Below are 17,860 nucleotides of genomic sequence, written 5' to 3'. Positions count from 1 at the left end.
AATTTGACAGTAGATCCGGAGCCATTAACTCAAAATCAAACTAAAATCCTATTTCATAAGGAAATATTATTAAATTTACAGTAATCCATGCATTGCTGTTCTAATACTATAAAATCACAACATCGAATTTTTAAATTGTGATGTGGTTTTCCTTTTGTAATTCTATGATATAAAAGAGTGGCATTTTTAAGAATAGCAGATTTATTTTTTATGGAATTACACCACGAAAGTTGGTTTTGTAAAAGATTTTTATAATTCAGTTCTTCTTTTGTATTTGTCGGCAATGATGAAATATCAATCTTTGTCAACAAACCTTCCGGAACAGGAATCATGTTGTTAAAATTGATGGCACCCCAAGTTCCATCATTTATTTTTAGAAAATCAATGGCATTCACCATATTTTTATGTTTATCTTTTGGAGACGTTAAGGAAGCATAATAGTGATAGTCATTGATTTTAAAAACAATACCAACGAAAGGACGTCCTGTTTTTGAAAAACCATTATCCGGTACTCGCAGATCAAATTGGCGTAAATAATGACAATAAGATGAATCAATTGTAAAAAAAGATAGCCTATCGGTTGCCATATAAATCTCCTTCTGAAAAATGAGGGCAGGCATTTTGCCTGCCGCTGTTTTGTTTCTCACTTAAGGGTAGAGTACACCCGCTTTTTTAATTCTCACTTAAAGGTAGAGTACACCTGCTTTTTTAATTCTCACTTAAAGGTAGAGTACACCTGCTTTTTTAATTCTCACTTAAAGGTAGAGTACACCTGCTTTTTTAATTCTCACTTAAAGGTAGAGTACACCCGCTTTTTTAATTCTCACTTAAGGGTAGAGTACACCCGCTTTTTTTGAAATAAGAATAGGCAACCACAATTAAATTGCAATGAATAACTACATCATAAGATTATATAACATTTTCGTATCTGGTAAAAAACTAAAAAATATAAAAAGATACATGTTCAAAAAAAAAGGCACATGAAATATCATGTGCCTTTTTCAATTATTTTATGATTGAGCAAACCAATTACCAGTCGCCGTTTAATCCGGATTTTCGGACCCATTTGTAGTTTCTGAGTTTTGCGGATCTTCCAAAACCACATGCAACACACTGTTTTGTGCTGATGTTAAATGATGTGCTGCCGCATCTTCTGCATTTCATATGTGTCCGTTTTTGTCTCTGGCCCATTGAGGGCGTTCCTTTAACCATTTTATTTCACCTGAATTGAATTTTAAAAATTAAATTGGAAACTGTCATTGAATTGACGTAAAATTGAATCATTGTTCATAAAATTTGCGGCAATATTTACGGGGATACGTAAACAATATTGTCCCCCCGGACAATCAAACTTGAATATTTTTTGACGCAGACGCCTTCTTTTAATTCTTCCGCATTGTCAAGGACGAGATTCATATGGATGTCATAGCCTTTTAATTCTCCTCGAAACTCGCGGCCGCCTTTTAAGCGTGCGATTACCGGCTTGTTCAAAGCATCGTTCAAAACATCAAGAGGTCGGTTTGTCATATATTTTGCCTCGTTTAAACATTGATCATGAAATTAATGAAAGATTACGAAGTGAAAACAACAGGATAATGACATTAATCCTATATAATCTTCTTCCAAATCTGCCAAATAGAATCTGTGTAACAAATAAATGAAGATATTTAAACGTATCTCTAAAAAGCAGATTCAATACACTTTTAAACGCCTTTTGCCGTTGATTCACAACTGTTACTTATAAAACAATTCTTTGAGTTTTTCACAAATCCGGATGACTTTTAAAGCCGCATCAACTGCGTCGGTTCCGAAAATCCGGATTATCGCTTCTTTGCCGACTCCGCCCGTATCATAAATAATGTCCGGGACAACGCCGCCGTTTTTAGAAATGACACTCACCGAACCCCATTCTTCCTTTCGCACATAATTTTTCGGCTCATCTTCTCTTTTGAAAAAAAGATCTTTGTAGCCGATTTTTTGAGCCGCTTCCAAAATAAGCGGCGAATATTTTAAATTAATACAAGCGCGAATGGTCGGGTCAAACTTTTGAGCGGCATCCACCGCTCTCATCAGATGGACGCCGGATCCGAAAACCGGAAAACCGACAGAAGTAACCGTCCAAGACGTTCCCTTTTTGTCATGAACTTTATGGATTCGGCCCGGAAAAGCCGCGCCCGTTGACAAAAACGTCCCAAAAGCGTCCGAATCTTTCAAAACAAACGGATGCGTCGGCGACGGGTAAGAATCGGCGGCATAATAATTTTCATCATTTGTGTTTCTGTAAATGTCCGGAACAGTCATCGCAATGTTGGTTCCAACCTCCGGAATGAGCAGAGGAAACATCCGGCTGTCTTTGAGCAAATCGTAAGCAAAAAGAATATTTTCAATGACTTGCGCCCGTTCCCGCCTTAAATTGGAATATCCGGCCGGACTGACCGGGGGCACGCCGGCTCCGACTTTTTCGGAGTAAGAAATCGCGTCGGTCACAAATTTCTTGGTCATTTTGCAGGCTTCCACAAATGAATATCCGCGCGCTAAATAAGAAACCAAAGCCGCTGAAAAAGTACAGCCGGTTCCGTGTGTCCCGCCGCTGACAAATTCACCCGGAAGAATGGTAAACCGGCCGGATTCCGATTCATAAATAATATCGGACGCGTCCAAATGGCCGCCGGTCACCACCACATATTTGACGCCCGTTTTGGAAATTTCGACAGCGGCATTTTTCGCGTCTTCCGTTGTTTGAATTTGAATTCCCGAAAGCACTTCGGCTTCCGAAACGTTCGGCGTGACGGCAAAAGAAATCGGAAGCAGGGATTTTTTCATCCATGACACGGCGCTGCTCTGCAATAGGTTTCCGCCGGCTTCGGCCGCCATGACCGGGTCAACCACGAGCATGATTTTGTTTTCCGCGACTTTTTTAGCGACGGCTTTGACAATATCAGCGGACGACAACATGCCGGTTTTGGCAAAAGAAACCGTCATATCCGAACATACTGCATCCATTTGAGATTCGATCGCCGGAACAGGAAGATCAAAAACAGCTTTAACGCCGGTCGTATTTTGAGAGGTTACCGACACAATGACGCATGTCCCGTGAACGCCAAGCGTCGAAAATGTTTTGATGTCCGCTTGAATGCCCGCACCACCACCGGAATCGCTTCCGGCAATTGTCATAACTACCTTTTTTTTCACAAAAACACCCCGCAGAAACAACTCCGAACATAAAATGACAAAAATGGAATCGTATGCCGACAACGTCAATAACGTCTTAAAAGTAAGAATAAAATCAAGAACTATAAGAACTCTTCCGACCGAAGTCATATTTCTTGAAAAATATAAAATTAAAATGAACCGGATAAATCTTTGGTCATGTAAACGCCGTCGAATTCGTATCCGTATTTCCGATAGTATTCCCGAACACCAATGCCGCTGATGACGGATATTTTAGACCAGCCGCCATCTGCTGCAATTTCTTCCGCTTTTTGAAGCAATTCTTTTCCGTACCCGCGATGCTGCCAGTTTCTCTCTTTTTCGGATTGATGCGACCTGTTTTCCCCGATCGGCGTCAGCGTACCGTACACATGCAATTCCCGGATGAGCGCCGCATTTTTAAGTTCCGGGCGGTGGGGTTTGTTTGGAAAACGCAACCGAATGAATCCGATTAAAACGTCGGCTACCGGATCTTCAAATGAAATGAAATGCTCCGTTCCGCCGCAGCACTCATACTTCTCAACCATCAGCTCAATGTTTTCGGAATGCGGCGGATTTTTTTTCAAAATGTTATGTCCGACTTCCCGGCAGCGGATGCATTGACATTTTTTGCCGCGCGCGTGCAGTTTTTCTTCCGCCAGTTGGCGAACGTTGCTTTTTTTGATGCCGGCCAATATTTGCTGAGCCGGAATGTCGCGCTGAATCCGCTGAAGGCGCGTCCATTTCGGAAGCAGCTCTTTAATTCGGGAGACCAGCTCCGGACCATTTTCGTCATCCAGCGGGTTGTATTCGCCGGACTTCCACATCTCGCATAACTTTGTGCCTTGTGTCACCAGCGTCGGATAAATTTTGATGTAATCCGGTTTGAAATCCGGGTCGGAAAACAGATTTGAAAAACCTTCCACATCCCGATCCGTATCGGTATCAAAAAGACCGGGCATCATGTGAAATCCGACTTTAAAGGCACTGTCCCGAAGGCGCCGGTTGGCATCTTTTGTTTCCGAAACAGTATGCCCGCGATTCATTTTTAAAAGAACGTCTTCAAAAACACTTTGAACGCCGAGTTCCACTTTGGTTCCGCCGATCTTTAAAAATTCGTCGATATGCTCTCTTTTGGCCCAATCGGGGCGGGTTTCAAGCGTCATTCCAACATTTCGGACATAAGCGGTTTCGTTGGCTTTTTGTACGTCTTCCAAGGTGATGTACGGCTCATCCGTAATTCCGGAACCGATTTGAGATACGTTTTTGCGCCAGAGCGGTATTTTTTCGGACGGATGGTTTGCGTCGCCGCCGGACAAATCCGTTCCTTCCTCAAAATCATTCATCGCTTCCAGGCATCTTTTGACGAACCACTCTTGGTAATCTAAGGTTCTCGCGGAAAAGGTTCCGCCCATAATGATCAGTTCGGCTTTGGTGACATCGTGCCCGATGGTCGCCAGCTGACGGAGTCGGGAACTGACTTGAGAATACGGGTCAAAATGAAAATCAAAGGCACGCATGGCCGCCGGCTCTTTGCCCATGTAACTTTGCGGAGAATGAAAGTCAGAGTCGGGACCGCCGGGACAAGGGATACACTTTCCGTGCGGGCAGGGGGCCGGCGACGTCATTGCCGCCAAAACGGCAACGCCGGATATGGTTCGGACCGGCTTTCGTTGAAGAATGTCCCGGACGGCTTTTTGTTCTTTCGGGCTTCCGCGCAAAATAATATCGCCATTGCTCGGAAGCGTTTTGAGATGATAAGCCTTGCAGACATTTTTCTTGACGCGCATCAGGTCATTTTCTGTTTCGATTTCCCCCAAAAGCACTTTTTGAAGGACCTCACGGCACGCTTTGTTGAACAGATCGTCCGATTCGTCGTATTCTTGATAACTCATTTTTTAAATTCTGATCCTTTTTGTTTGAAAATATCAACTCATAAATAAATATATAAGTTCTCTTGCGTTAGAGAAGGTAAGAAAAATAAATAACTAAAAAATATTTCAGGACGCATAAAAATGAAGTTTGGAATTGAATTTGTCCCGAATGAGCCGGTTTTAAACCTGGCGTCTTATGCCAAAACGGCCGAGGATGAGGGATTTGAATTTGTGTGGGTGACGGACCATTACAACAACCGGGACGTTTTTTCCACGCTTTCCGTTTTGTCGATGGCGACAAATCGGATCAAAATCGGCGCGGGCGTCACCAACCCGTACACGAGAAATCCGGCGGTTACGGCGTCGGCGATTGCGACTGTGAATGATATTTCCGGCGGTCGCGCGGTTCTCGGAATCGGTCCGGGCGATAAATCCACTTTTGAGACGCTCGGCCTTTCCGGCGACAAGCCGCTTTCCACGATTCGGGAGTGCGTCGGCGTTTACCGAGATTTGTTTGCCGGAAAAAATGTCTTCTTTGACGGAGAAAATATCAAATTGAAAGGTGCCCATTTGGATTTCGTCAAAAAGAGCGCCGACGGCGATAAAGGTGCCATTCCTGTTTATGTGGGCGCTCAAGGTCCGAAAATGCTGGAGATGGCCGGCGCTGTCTCAGACGGCGTCTTAATCAACGCGTCGCATCCGGATGATTTCCGGTTTGCGGTCCCGCAGATTCGCGCCGGGGCGGACGTTGCCCGTCGGAATTTCAATGAGATTGATGTGGCGGCCTATACGTGTTTTTCAATTGACGCGGACGCGGATGCCGCCAAAAAGAAAGCGGCGCCTGTCGTCGCGTTTATTGCGGCCGGTGCGCCGGATACGATTTTGAGCCGGCACGGCATCAACCCTGAAATTAAAAAAGAATTGGGCGCTGAAATTTCAAAAGGAAACTTTAAAGCCTTAAACAGCCTTGTTTCCGACCAAATGATTGACAAATTTTCAATTTCCGGCGACTCGGAATTTTGTGAAAAGCGGATGAGAGAACTTGAAAAAACCGGCGTGACGCAGCTTGTCGCCGGGTCACCGCTTGGCGTTTCCAAAGAAAAAGCCATCAAAAATATCGGAAAAATCATAAGGATTTTTAAACATTCCGGCGATGACATGTGATTATCTATGAATTCATCAACTCTAATATAAGTCCTATCTTTATGAATCTTAAAATAATTTAAAATAATTTAAAATTTTCAGGGAAAAACATGAAGCGTGCCTTTTATGTCGGTCGTTTTCAGCCGTATCACTACGGTCATGACAAGATTATTAAAATGATTGCGGAAGAAGTCGATGAAATTGTCATCGGAATCGGAAGCGCCCAGCGGAGTCATTCGGTGACGGATCCGTTTACGGCCGGCGAGCGGGTGGAGATGGTTCGAAAAGCCTTGGAAGACTTTCCGGTTCGGACGTACATTATTCCGCTTCAGGACGTTGAATTCAATTCGCTTTGGGTGTCGCACGTCAAATCCATGTCGCCGAAATTTGATGTCGCTTATTCCAACAATCCGCTGGTTATTCAATTGTTCACGGAAGCCGGAATTGAGGTTCGCCGCCCGCCGATGCACGAGCGTGCCAAGTATTCGGGAACCGTCATCCGAAAATTGATGATTCACGGCGAGCGAAAGGATTGGGAGCAATTGCTTCCGAAAACCGTGGTTGAGGTCATCGACGAAGTCAACGGGATTTGCCGCATTAAACGGGTTGCGGGAAATGACCATTAATTTTTTTTATTTTTTGTTTTTTCTCTTTTGTTTTCTTTTTTTGCCGGCGGCGTCCGCGCGCTATGGCGACACATTTTCTTTATAAGCCGCGAAAGGAAAAGGGACGTTTTTGAAAAATCAGGCGAACATCAGGGCGGTTTTTGAAAAATCAAGCAAACCACCCCGAAAAATCAAACGCTTTGCGTTTGATTTTCTCGGAATACGATAAAATGGATTGGGTACAGTAGTGGCGGATGCAATCAGCGCTGTAAACAGTAGGTGCAAACTGAAACTGAAAACAGTAGGTGCAACTGGAACTGAAAACAGTAGGTGCAAACTGAAACTGAAAACAGTATGTGCAAACTGAAACTGAAAACAGTTCCATTTTACCGCACAGATTTGCATCCGGCGTTAATGATATCCGCTTAAACAGACGCGAAACGCGTCTGTTTAATCGTGGTGGTTTACTTGGACTCGGAAATAAATTCCTCACGTTTTTGTTTTTTGGCGTTAAATTTGATTATTTTTTTTGTATGGGGTTGACATCCGATTTTGTTTTTTCAATTCTTTTCGTCTTGCCATTTAAAAATCGGATACGTGTTCATTTTCCAAATGTTTTCAAAATCCCAATTCTTGTAAGCTTCTTTTGTCTTCAGGAAAGCTGACGTTTCGCCTTTGCCGTTTGCTTTATCCTGTCCGATAAAACCGATGGCATATTCCGGATTTTCCTCGGTTCCGATCAACATGTTATTGTAAGCTGAATTGCTTGCCAAAGTCATATTGTCCGCTGCTTTTGAATTGGATTTGGCGGTTCTCGTCCCGTCCGATTTCCAGGTATATTTGTCGCCAAGATCTAATATGGAAGGGAAGCCGATGTCAAAACCGCCGGCTGTTCCAACGATTCTCGCCGAACCGGCCGAGCCGATAACTTCCGGATTAGCCGCCACGCATTCTCGAATGGCGGACGTTTCATTGGACATTCCGGCAATGCCGCCCGCAAAACCGCCGTAAACAAAACCTTCCGGAATTGTCACACGGCCGGTTTGGTTTTCAGGGTCGCTCACGATTTGTTTTCCGGTGTTTCCCAAAACATCGGAAACATCCAATTCGTCGTAAAGAAGGATTTCTTCACCGCCTTCCGGAACAAGACCAAAGCCGCCAAGGGCTTTGACGCTTCCGGCGGAATAACTGTTTTGAACCGACGCGTTTGAAATAATTCCGGCAACGCCGCCGGCGTAAATCCGGTAATCGGCAACAAAACCGTTGCCGTCGTTCAATCTAACGGATTGAAGAGTAACGTTTCCGATTGAATAGGAATCGGTGATTTTGCCGCCGGAAACAAAACCGGCAATACCGCCGGCGGAAGACCCGTGTTTTTTGTTAAACGACAAATCATCCGTACCGCCGACCATCTCAATATTTCCAAAAGAGGAACTGTTGGAAATGCTTCCGTAACTCTTTCCGGCAATACCGCCACCGATTATATTATATTTTCCGGCGGCCAAAATTTGAACATCGGACAAGCTGTCAGAAATGCGCCCGTTTTGAAGACCGACAAGGCCTCCGACAACAACTTCGGGAGATGTCTGAACGAATGCGCCGGATGCGGACTTGACGGTGACGTTTTGAGAAGAATTGGAAACAATAAGGATGGTTCCGTTTGCGGAACAGTTGTCAATCACCGTATTTTTGCCGTTCGCCACACCGGCCAATTGTCCGGCGTAAACGCTCGTTCCTTTAAAACCGTTCGGCGCCGCAAAATTGTCGGAAACGGCAATGTTCATGATACCGTTTTCCAGGCTGAAATTGGAAATGGACGCATTGTTCACAGACGCAAAAAATCCATTAATGCCGCGGTACTGCTCGCCCGACGCCGCATTGGCGGTGATGGTATAATTTGAAAATGTATATCCGCCTCCGTCAAATGTGCCGCTGAAAGATTCAACAACGATGCCGTTTGAAAAATCTTCAAAGGAAGTCCCGGCAAGCTTTCCGCCGGCGCCGGGTATTCCGATCGGCGTCCATTCGCCTTCTTCAAAATCAATATCGTTGACCATGACATAGTGAGTGCCGGCAGTTTGATTGTTCGGGATTTTTTGCCGGATCTTTTCAAAATCGTTCGCATCGGAAATTAAATAAGGAAACGTTTCGCCGTTTGCGGCGCCGACAACAACATTGAACGTTTTTTCTTCAATAAAGTCTCCGTCTTCGGCGGTCACTTTAATGGTTGCCGTTCCGGTCTCGAAGCCGGGCGTATTTTTCGGCTGAATGGTTATGCCGTTTTCCACCAAAATTTCATTGCCGGTGACAAGATCTGATTCGTTGACAAAGACAAGATATTCGGAGCCGGACACGATTTTTGCCTTCACAAGAGATGCAGAGGAATCATTTGCCGGAACGGAAATATGGGCTGTTTGAACCCGTGTAAACGGCGGCTGAATCACTTCTGAATTTGGCAAGCTGTCCGTAAAATAACCGTCCCGATACGAAACGTCAACAGACAATGCGACATCGACCAAGTCATTTAAAAGAGGGGCATGAGCTTCTGAAATTTCATCATTCGTGTTCGAACCGGAGGCGGCCGGTTCGGATAATTTCAACATTTCTTTGGACTCAAAGCCGATGGAATCGGATAGTTTTCCACCGGATGCGGCAGCGTAAACGAATAAAACCGAAGCCAACAAAACGATAACCAAGAGGACAATACCGTATTTGACGAACTTGTTATTTAATTTTTGAGTTTGCATATTATCGTGGAATTGTTTTATAAAGATAGAGTTTAGCTTTTATATTCTGAAATATATATTATTTTGGTAATTATTTGTAAAATTGATTTTTATATAATTAATATAAAAACATATTTTGTATATAAACTTTTACAATACGATGCAGCAACTCATTTAAAAAAAAAATAGACACAATTATATAAAAATAAATTTAAATTGGATTATATGATTTATCCAAAACTAAAGAATTTAACTGTGTTGTTCATCAAAAATTGATTCAAAAACAACAAAATGAAAAATGATAAAGAACAAAAAACACAACAGAACAAAAACAACAACAAAAATACAACAGAATAAAAACAACAACAAAAAACAAAAACAAAAAAACAACAAAAAACAAAAACAAAAAAACAACAAAAAACAAAAACAAAAAAACAACAAAAAACAAAAACAAAAAAAATAAAGAACAAAAAAAACATAACAGAAACAAAAAAGAAACAAGATTAATAAAAGATATAGATTGGTTCATTAATATTAATTAATCAATCAAGTTGCTCCAATCATTTTTTCCGGGAACGTATTTCATCAAAATAGGGTTTGTTTCATCAACGGAATCATCATATTCGCTTTCATAGATCACGACGCCTTCTTCTTCAACAATGGTCAAGCCGGACGCCGGTTCCAAAATCAGATTAATTTGTTTTTCATGAGAATTGATTGAATTGTCTTCGCCGGTTTTAGAAATGTAGGATTTAAACTTCAAAAACTCGTCTTCATAAAGAGCATGAATTATCTCTTTTACACAAGAGGCTGTTTCGCTTAACTTCAGGAACGAATTATCAATTTCATAAACGCGGCGGCAGTAATCATAACAATCGCATAAGATAACATCAATGGATTCCGACAAAACATTTTCATGAACTTTCTTTTCGGAATAGCCGCGGGCATCTAATCTTTCTTTCAAAACGGCCGGATGCGAACGAAGAACAATCGCCAAATCGCAAAGACAGTGCGCCATGTGGCTTTCAACGACCAGAACCGGTAAATTTTTCGGGTCTTTGGTATACCGGAGAAAATCTTCATCGGAAAAATTCATCTCCTTGATCTTTTTTTCAAAACCGGCACGAATTTTGTCTTGGAATTTGGAAACGGCTTTTTCAAGACCATCCATATCCACCACATTACAATCCCGCTCCTGATCTCTTTCAACCGAAATGTTGTGTTCCGAAATGAACTCCGTTAAGTGAAGGACAGAATAACCATCCTTTTCAAGAAGTCTGGACACTTGCGTTTTTCCCGTGCCGGGCGTTCCGGTCAGCGCAATTGTCAGAAACGGCGGAAAAGAATAAATGCACATTTTGAAAAACCTCTATGAAATCAATGATTCGCATGAAATGAATATGAATTGACAGATACAAACGTCCGTCATCACAGCATCAACCAGCGCAAACAAACTCGATAATGAATCACCAACGATGAACAACTTTAATTTGAAAGTTTTACGTGTTACACAAAAATATTATATGTAGTTTTTCATCAGATTTATAAAATTATGAACAAATATTATCAAGACAATAATTTATGATCATCTCTTTAATAATTGTTCTTTTCGGATTATTTTATTCTCCGCTTAGTTAAAAGACCGCGACTTATTGGTGTGGACTTCGTAAGCTCGAACAGCATTCGGGGCGCCAACCAACAATTTTTTAATCCGGTTAAAAACGCTCGGCGCTTTTTCGGGGTCAATAGATTCGGCAATTTCATCCAAGGCCGCAACCAACGGAATGTGGTATTTGGGTTCCATCTTATCAATCGTCGAAAACGCATTCAATAGACCGACTGTACTGTATTCGTTGATGGCGGCCAACCGAATGATTGTGTTTTTGAGGAACTGGAGTCCCTCTTCCGTTTGCAGCGAATATTTCCGGTTGCGCGCAAATGTTCCGTAAAGCGCGCGTTGGTCGTTTGCTTGCTCAATCCGAAAAGTCGGATCTTTTTCGATCAAACGAACCAGGTCAAGACAATCTTCGGAGTCGGTTCCGGCCACCGTTGCCAAAAACGTTTCCCAGGCGACCAAATCCTTTTTGCACTCTTCCATATAAATTAAAGTCAGATCTTTCTTTTCCGGCGCCGAACTGTTCAGCCAAGCTGAAAACGCTGCCAGTCGGTCGGTCGCATTGGTGGCGGTCAAAAATTGCCGTTTGATATGGCCGTGAATTTCGGGCGTATCAAGCGTCGCAAGCAAACGAAGCGCATTGTTTTTCACTTGGCGGCGTTTGATTTGGGTGCTTTTGAAGCTCAAAGATCCGCGGACGGAGTAGAGTTTTTCATCTTCGGGATCCGGCTGATCGAAATATTCCTCATAAATGATTTTGAGAGAAATTTCATGCCGTTTTGCGATTTCCTTTTGAATTTTGCGGCGGACGGCAAAGAGTTTGTCATATTGGTGCGCCAGTTCTTCATGATCGGTGGACTCAAAAATCGTGAGGAACAAGCTTCCGGTTTTCTCCAAAAGAGCGTGGTCGCACAAGAGTTCGTGATAGAGATCCGCATATTCGGAAGAGGGCATTACCTCCGGATTTTTGAGAAGGCGCTCTTTTTCCCGGTCAGTGAGCGTGTAAAAAGCCAAAAAGCGGCTCACAATATCCTTATCTTTTCGGACCTGAGTCATCAATTCTTTGACGTCGGCTTGCGTGACAATTTTTCCATAGAAAGAACCGCCGCGGTTTAAAGAAACGAACGCGGGTTCATCCACTTGAAGAACAATTTCTTCCTCTTCGTTTTGAACAAAAAAGGTGTCCTCATGAATGATTTTTCCTTTCCGGTCCAAAAGCGCGTAGGAAAACGGAAAAATCCACGGGCGTTTTGAAAACGGCAGCGCTTGCTTAAGTGTCATTTTAAACGTTTTATTCTTCGCGTCGTATATTTTTGTCACAAATAATGTCGGATAGCCGGTCTGGTGGAGCCAAACATTCGCCATTTTAGACAAGTCGATGCCGGACACAAACTCCATTTCGTGAATCCAATCAAATGTGCGCGCGTTTTTGTGGCTGAATTTTTTATGGTAAGAATCAAGCCCGTGCGCAAATGTGTTTTTTCCAATGAGGGTTTCGACCATCCGGACAAATTCGGGAGCTTTGACGTAAGTGACGGAGGTGATTAAATCATTGGGATCGTTAAACCCGTCCGGCAAAATCGGCATGGAGGCGGCACCTGAGTCCAGCGCAAATGTTCCGGAAACGGGCGCATAAAGGTCAAGAATCGTTTGAAGGCGGGTGTAATCGTCGCCGAAGAAATAAGCGTGGAAAGCATTTTCAATATGAACCGTGACCGCTTCGTTCAGCCAAATTTCAAACGGACTGTTGCCGGTGACTTCCGAACCGTTGATATTGTGATAATATTCATGCGCTTTGACGTCGGCCATATATTCATAAGCGCCATCCGCCATGTTTTTGGATGGCATAATGCGGTTGGTGGTAATTGTTGTGTTTCCGACATTTTCCATGCCGCCAAAGTCCGAATTTTGCATACCGATCTCACGGTAAACGGTTCCCGTATACTTATAGCCGAAAGTAAGTCCCTCGGACAATTCGGCAATTTTGTCGCGGACGGCGTTTAAGTTGTTCATGGTTTTGTTGACATTTTCCGGCAAAACGTTGGCGGAATTGAGATTGTGTTTGAGTTGGTCGCGCAATTTGGTCAGTTCGAAGATTTGACTTTTTTGTTCGACATCTTTGTGGCTTTCCGGGCCGGTAAACAAATAAATCCACATGACAGCGTCGTGCAAGATGTCCAGGGATTGAGCGGCATAATTTTTGTCGGAACCGGGCGGCACCAGCAATTCCAAGTCGATGCAGGATTCATCCGAGTATTCAAATTCTCGGCGGTGGGTGTCATAGGTGCCGACGCCCAGGAAAAAGAGATACGGTGCCATCGGCGTCTTCATATTTTCATAAACGATTTCATCGCGGGATCCGTCCTTTGTTTGGATTGTTTTTCGGGGAACGGCAATGTCTCCGTTTGTGATCATGTTGGTGTATCTTGAATCCGCGCGAATTGTTGTCCGGTAGGTGCATTTGGCGGTCATGTCGTCAAAACAGGGAACGAGCCGTTGGAATCCCCATTGCTGGCACTGGGTAATTTGCTGCGGCGGCGCGCCGGCGGGCGTTTCGTCGTAATAAAGTCCTTCCAAAATGTTTTTGGTCGGCCGGCAAATGGTTTGGGTTTCAATCGCAAATTCGGTATGCCGGGGAATCGGAGAATCGAATGAAATGTCAAGCATCGCGTCTTTTTGCCGGTAATTATATTTCATGGGATTTTCGGGACATGAAACGGATAAAATTTCAAGGTCCCGGCAGTTGAGCGAGAGTTTAAAGACCGGATCGATTGTTTTTAAAAACATTTTTGAGGAAACGATGGTATGGTCGTCAAACACGTCAAAGTCAAGGTCCATGTGAAGGACGCGAACCTCTAATTTTCCAAAATCATCGGGATAATAACGGTAAAGTCTTTCTTTCATAGCTTATGAAAAAGAATTCAAGGTAATTAACGTTTTTTAGGAAAAAAATTCCTCGCTACGCTCGGAATTTTTCAAAGGGTGGGAAGAGTCTGTTTCCAAAATGTTCGCTTAAAAATTCCTCACTTCGTTCGGAATTTTTCAAAGGGCGGGGGGAGTCTGTTTCCAAAATGTTCGCTTAAAAATTCCTCACTTCGTTCGGAATTTTTCAAAGGGCGGGGGGAGTCTGTTTCCAAAAAGTTCGCTTCGCGAACGGCTCCCTTCGGTCGCTGTGAATTTGTTTCGATTTTTGCGGCGAGCGGCAGCGTACGCGCTATGGCGGCACATTTTCCTTTGGATACAAGAAAACAGGGGCGGTTTCTTAAAAGAATCGCTAAATATTTTTAGTCGCTTATTGTTCAATTCAAGAAAGCCCTCCCGATTTAATCAGACGCGTTTCGCGTCTGATTAATCGGATTTCATGAAATGGATTGGATATAGCGGTGGCAGATGCAATTGGAACTGTAAACAGCAGATGCAATCGGAAACTGGAAACAGAAGATGCAATCGGAAACTGGAAACAGCCGGTACAGACCAAAACTATAAATCGCAGGTGCAATCCGTACCATAAAACCGGATTTCGCCAGCGGTCAATTGGAATGCATCTGCTTATGGAAATCCGCAAAATACAGACGCAAAGCGTCTGATTTTGCGGGGCGGTTTGCTTGATTCATAAATAAAGAGCCGCCTAATTTTTCCGCGACCGAAGGGAGCCGTTCGCGCAGCGAACTTTTTGGAAACAGCCTCCCCCCGCCCCTTGAAAAATTCCGAAGAGAAGCGAAGGAATTTTTGCGTCGGACTTTGCGGGGCGGTTTGCTTGGTTCGTAATAATTTGAATTAAAAACAGTTCGTCACTGTTTTTGCCCGACATAAATCCATTGGTCGTATCCGGTTTCATCGTCGCGGTTATCGATTATTTTTCCGTCAATTCCAATGCTTTTCAGATAATCAAAAACCATACCCGCTTCCGGTTCTGTTCGAAGAGTCAAAAACAAAAACCCGTTTTGTTTGAGAACGGCTGCCGCCTCTCCGGCCATTGAAAACCACATTTGTTTATTAAATTCATAAATCGTCCCAATCATAAACCCGATCACCAAATCCAACGAATCCTGTTCAAACGCCTCGGAAAGCCTTGTTGCGTCCATAATCATGGTTTTTGAGGGAACTAAGACGCCATGCGCCAAACCGGTACAAATGTCTTCCGTGTTGATGTCCAGACAGAATGGGGAAATATTTTCAGCATGAAGCGCGAGGGTTGACATGCCGTTTCCGCAACAAATTTCCAAAACGGCGGCGTTACAATCGAGTTTGACATTTGCTTCTTCTTTCATCCTCAAAAACGCTTTCCGAGCCTTTTCAACGCGCCGGCCGGAATAAACAGAATCATACGCCAGAATTTTGGAGTTTTCCCCAAATAAAGCCAGAGCGTTTTTGGAATAATATTCCAGAATGTCGTCCTTCATTTCTTTTTGAGAAACGGAAATGACCGTCATCGGCTGTTTATTGGAAAATAACTCATTAAATAAATCCAAAAACTCTCTTTTTCTTTCGGAAACGCAAACAGCCGGAGAAAATATCAAACAATCGCCGCCATCGGAAACACCGGGTCCGGCATCTGTTGTTCGTTCGATCATAACAAAACCAAGAATCTCGTCGGAATTTGAATCTTTCAAGAGAGCGGTTTCAAAATCAAACCGACCGGCCTTTTCCATTTCGCAAAGTTCCGCCATCTGAGAAAGTCCGAGAGGCAAACGGCACTGTTCCGAAAAAGAAGTTTCCGTGAAAAAAAAATCGGGGGAAAGATGGAGTTCCTTTGAAAAAAGAGGAGAAAGGTGCGTCAAATCCATTTTTTCACCGTTTTAATTAGCTCGTCATTCATTATTTTTAATTCATTCTTCTTAAGATTGATCAAACCGCACTTGTGAATAAGTCCCAAACATGAACACCGGTCATTGTCAATACAGTCACGATAATTCCCGCGATAATCACACCCAAAAGAATGGAGATGAACGCGTTTTTGAACGGATACCCGAAAACAAGTGCAATCACCGTTCCGGTCCAAGCACCGGTGAGCGGCAGCGGAATCGCGACAAAAACCATGAGCGCCAAATCTTTATAACGTTCAATGTTTTGTTTCCCTTTTTTTTCGGCGCGGGAAAAGAGCCAATCGAAAAATTTGGCAAACAGTTTGCTGTGTTTGGATAAAAACTTGGACACCGGATCCAAAAAATAAAAAATAATAGCGACCGGGAGCATATTGCCGACAACGGACAGCACAAGAACGGTCAGCGGATTCATACCGAATAAACCGATTCCCACCGGAATCGCGCCCCGAAGTTCAACAACCGGCACCATCGCCAAAAACGTCACAATAATCCAATGAGGCACACCGGCCAGCAATTCAATAATCGGAGTCGCAAAATCCATTTCTTTCTATCCTTTTCAATGACATCATAAAAATATATAAAATATATAACATAACGTTAAAATATACCGTTTTGTGTTTTCGTTCTCGGACAGCTTATTTTCGAAGCAGCGCAAAGTGAGCGATTAAGGCTTCCAATTGTATTTTTTCGTTTGCGCCTTCCGCGATTCTGAAATCAATTTCGCCGACAGCGTCCACCATTTGAATCATTTCAGCGTCCGACAAATTTAAGTTAAAAAGCGCCCGGTATATTTGTCCGATAACGTCGTCGGCCGAAAGTCCCTGCTCAAAAACGAGTTTTGACAGCTTCTCTCGGGCCTCTTTGAATTTTCCGGAAATGGCCGTGTTGACCAAATCTTGAATTTCTTCGGGATGAGCGGTTGCCGTGATTTTGTAAATTGTTTCTTTATCAATGTCTTTTTGAATAAACGCGGCAGCCTGAAGCGAATTGACCGCTTTTCTCATGTCGCCCCGCGCCACATAAACAAGCGCGTTTAAACCATCGTCGGTGACGTTTAAGCCTTCGGAATCGGCGATGAATTTCAAGCGTTTAAAAACCGCGTCGTCCGACAAACTCTTAAACCGATAAACGGCGCAGCGGGACTGGATCGGCTCGATTATTTTAGAAGAATAATTGCAGGAGAGAATGAAACGACAATTTCCGCTGTAACGTTCCATGGTGCGGCGAAGGGCTGATTGAGCGTCGGATGTCAAAGCGTCGGCTTCGTCCAAAAAAATGATTTTAAAGGCGGCGCTTCCGATCGGTGCTGTTTTCGCAAATGTTTTGATTTTATTCCGGACAACATCAATTCCGCGCTCGTCGGACGCATTGAGTTCCGTAAAATTTTCATTCCAATATTCGCCGAACATTTCCCGGGCAATGGAAACGGCGGAGGCTGTTTTTCCGACGCCGGGCGGACCCGTAAATAATAAGTGCGGCAAGTTGCCGGATTTAACGTAAGATTTTAAGCGTTCTACCGTCTCTTCTTGGCCAAAAACATCCTCCAACTTCATCGGCCGGTATTTTTCGATCCAAATTTCCTCTCTCATAATGCCTCAGCTCAAATAATTTTCAAAAAGATGTGTATCTTGAATTTTAAACACAATACTCTGAAATCTTATTAATCCTTTTCTTTTAAGTTCATTGTCGAAAAACATCCCGATTTTGTCGATAATTCGGGCGGGACAGATGCCGAAAAAACGAAAAAGTTACTAAAAAGTATTTATAAAATAAAAATCTTCTCATAATAACTGCCGACAAGAATATGAAACTTTATGTTTCAAGAGATTTTTTCTAAAAAGCAGAGTCGAAAAAGCTGTCTAAGTTCGGCAAATCATGAGCC

General features: G+C 43.3%; 13 protein-coding genes. 2 read left to right on the top strand and 11 right to left on the bottom strand.

The features are described 5' to 3' along the window. Positions 1-53: 53 nt before the first annotated feature. From MsAc7_RS02530 to MsAc7_RS02510, 5 genes are all read right to left on the bottom strand, one after another. Positions 54-647 carry a type III toxin-antitoxin system ToxN/AbiQ family toxin gene (locus tag MsAc7_RS02530; RefSeq protein ID WP_338103031.1) on the bottom strand — a complete coding sequence of 198 codons (594 nt, stop codon included), beginning with the start codon at positions 645-647 and terminating at the stop codon, positions 54-56. 382 nt (positions 648-1,029) lie between these two features. Further along, positions 1,030-1,212, bottom strand: coding sequence for a 50S ribosomal protein L37e (locus tag MsAc7_RS02525; RefSeq protein ID WP_338103030.1), 183 nt, complete (start codon positions 1,210-1,212; stop codon positions 1,030-1,032). Positions 1,213-1,308: 96 nt separating this feature from the next. Further along, positions 1,309-1,527, bottom strand: a complete 219-nt coding sequence (locus MsAc7_RS02520; RefSeq protein ID WP_338103029.1) for an LSm family protein — start codon at positions 1,525-1,527, stop codon at positions 1,309-1,311. 207 nt (positions 1,528-1,734) lie between these two features. Next, on the bottom strand, positions 1,735-3,192 hold the full coding sequence (thiD, locus tag MsAc7_RS02515; RefSeq protein WP_338103028.1) for a bifunctional hydroxymethylpyrimidine kinase/phosphomethylpyrimidine kinase: 1,458 nt from the start codon (positions 3,190-3,192) through the stop codon (positions 1,735-1,737). Between the two features lie 149 nt (positions 3,193-3,341). Continuing rightward, the gene (locus tag MsAc7_RS02510) at positions 3,342-5,084 is read right to left on the bottom strand and encodes a tRNA uridine(34) 5-carboxymethylaminomethyl modification radical SAM/GNAT enzyme Elp3 (RefSeq protein ID WP_338103027.1); all 1,743 of its coding nucleotides are present in this window, start codon (positions 5,082-5,084) and stop codon (positions 3,342-3,344) included. 120 nt (positions 5,085-5,204) lie between these two features. Between MsAc7_RS02510 and MsAc7_RS02505 the strand changes: the two genes are divergently transcribed. Both MsAc7_RS02505 and MsAc7_RS02500 read left to right on the top strand, forming a co-directional pair. Further along, positions 5,205-6,227 carry a 5,10-methylenetetrahydromethanopterin reductase gene (locus MsAc7_RS02505; protein WP_338103026.1) on the top strand — a complete coding sequence of 341 codons (1,023 nt, stop codon included), beginning with the start codon at positions 5,205-5,207 and terminating at the stop codon, positions 6,225-6,227. A gap of 89 nt (positions 6,228-6,316) precedes the next feature. Continuing rightward, the gene (locus tag MsAc7_RS02500; protein WP_338103025.1) at positions 6,317-6,832 is read left to right on the top strand and encodes a nicotinamide-nucleotide adenylyltransferase; all 516 of its coding nucleotides are present in this window, start codon (positions 6,317-6,319) and stop codon (positions 6,830-6,832) included. 539 nt (positions 6,833-7,371) lie between these two features. Here the strand turns inward: MsAc7_RS02500 and MsAc7_RS02495 are convergent. From MsAc7_RS02495 to MsAc7_RS02470, 6 genes are all read right to left on the bottom strand, one after another. Next, positions 7,372-9,558 (bottom strand): hypothetical protein, encoded by a 2,187-nt coding sequence (locus tag MsAc7_RS02495; protein WP_338103024.1) that lies wholly within the window; start codon positions 9,556-9,558, stop codon positions 7,372-7,374. Between the two features lie 517 nt (positions 9,559-10,075). Further along, positions 10,076-10,894 (bottom strand): adenylate kinase family protein, encoded by an 819-nt coding sequence (locus tag MsAc7_RS02490; protein ID WP_338103023.1) that lies wholly within the window; start codon positions 10,892-10,894, stop codon positions 10,076-10,078. A gap of 273 nt (positions 10,895-11,167) precedes the next feature. After that, the gene (locus MsAc7_RS02485) at positions 11,168-14,056 is read right to left on the bottom strand and encodes a DUF3458 domain-containing protein (protein WP_338103022.1); all 2,889 of its coding nucleotides are present in this window, start codon (positions 14,054-14,056) and stop codon (positions 11,168-11,170) included. An 887-nt stretch (positions 14,057-14,943) separates the two neighbouring features. After that, complete coding sequence (locus MsAc7_RS02480; RefSeq protein ID WP_338103021.1) at positions 14,944-15,939, bottom strand: class I SAM-dependent methyltransferase; 996 nt, start codon at positions 15,937-15,939, stop codon at positions 14,944-14,946. A 61-nt stretch (positions 15,940-16,000) separates the two neighbouring features. Next, complete coding sequence (locus MsAc7_RS02475) at positions 16,001-16,519, bottom strand: COG2426 family protein (protein WP_338103020.1); 519 nt, start codon at positions 16,517-16,519, stop codon at positions 16,001-16,003. A 94-nt stretch (positions 16,520-16,613) separates the two neighbouring features. Beyond that, complete coding sequence (locus MsAc7_RS02470) at positions 16,614-17,567, bottom strand: replication factor C small subunit (protein ID WP_338103019.1); 954 nt, start codon at positions 17,565-17,567, stop codon at positions 16,614-16,616. Positions 17,568-17,860: the final 293 nt, after the last annotated feature.

Origin of the sequence: Methanolapillus millepedarum (assembly GCF_032594115.1) — an archaeon.
Lineage (GTDB): Archaea > Halobacteriota > Methanosarcinia > Methanosarcinales > Methanosarcinaceae > Methanolapillus > Methanolapillus millepedarum.
Note: the sequence above shows the minus strand (reverse complement) of the source record. Positions and strands in the feature narration are given on the sequence as shown.

Excerpts from the sequence above, each read along its gene's own strand:
- MsAc7_RS02525 (WP_338103030.1), bottom strand. The coding sequence starts at position 1,212 with ATGGTTAAAGGAACGCCCTCAATGGGCCAGAGACAAAAACGGACACAT.
- MsAc7_RS02520 (WP_338103029.1), bottom strand. The coding sequence starts at position 1,527 with ATGACAAACCGACCTCTTGATGTTTTGAACGATGCTTTGAACAAGCCG.
- MsAc7_RS02510 (WP_338103027.1), bottom strand. The coding sequence starts at position 5,084 with ATGAGTTATCAAGAATACGACGAATCGGACGATCTGTTCAACAAAGCG.
- MsAc7_RS02505 (WP_338103026.1), top strand. The coding sequence starts at position 5,205 with ATGAAGTTTGGAATTGAATTTGTCCCGAATGAGCCGGTTTTAAACCTG.
- MsAc7_RS02500 (WP_338103025.1), top strand. The coding sequence starts at position 6,317 with ATGAAGCGTGCCTTTTATGTCGGTCGTTTTCAGCCGTATCACTACGGT.
- MsAc7_RS02495 (WP_338103024.1), bottom strand. The coding sequence starts at position 9,558 with ATGCAAACTCAAAAATTAAATAACAAGTTCGTCAAATACGGTATTGTC.
- MsAc7_RS02490 (WP_338103023.1), bottom strand. The coding sequence starts at position 10,894 with ATGTGCATTTATTCTTTTCCGCCGTTTCTGACAATTGCGCTGACCGGA.
- MsAc7_RS02485 (WP_338103022.1), bottom strand. The coding sequence starts at position 14,056 with ATGAAAGAAAGACTTTACCGTTATTATCCCGATGATTTTGGAAAATTA.
- MsAc7_RS02480 (WP_338103021.1), bottom strand. The coding sequence starts at position 15,939 with ATGGATTTGACGCACCTTTCTCCTCTTTTTTCAAAGGAACTCCATCTT.
- MsAc7_RS02475 (WP_338103020.1), bottom strand. The coding sequence starts at position 16,519 with ATGGATTTTGCGACTCCGATTATTGAATTGCTGGCCGGTGTGCCTCAT.
- MsAc7_RS02470 (WP_338103019.1), bottom strand. The coding sequence starts at position 17,567 with ATGAGAGAGGAAATTTGGATCGAAAAATACCGGCCGATGAAGTTGGAG.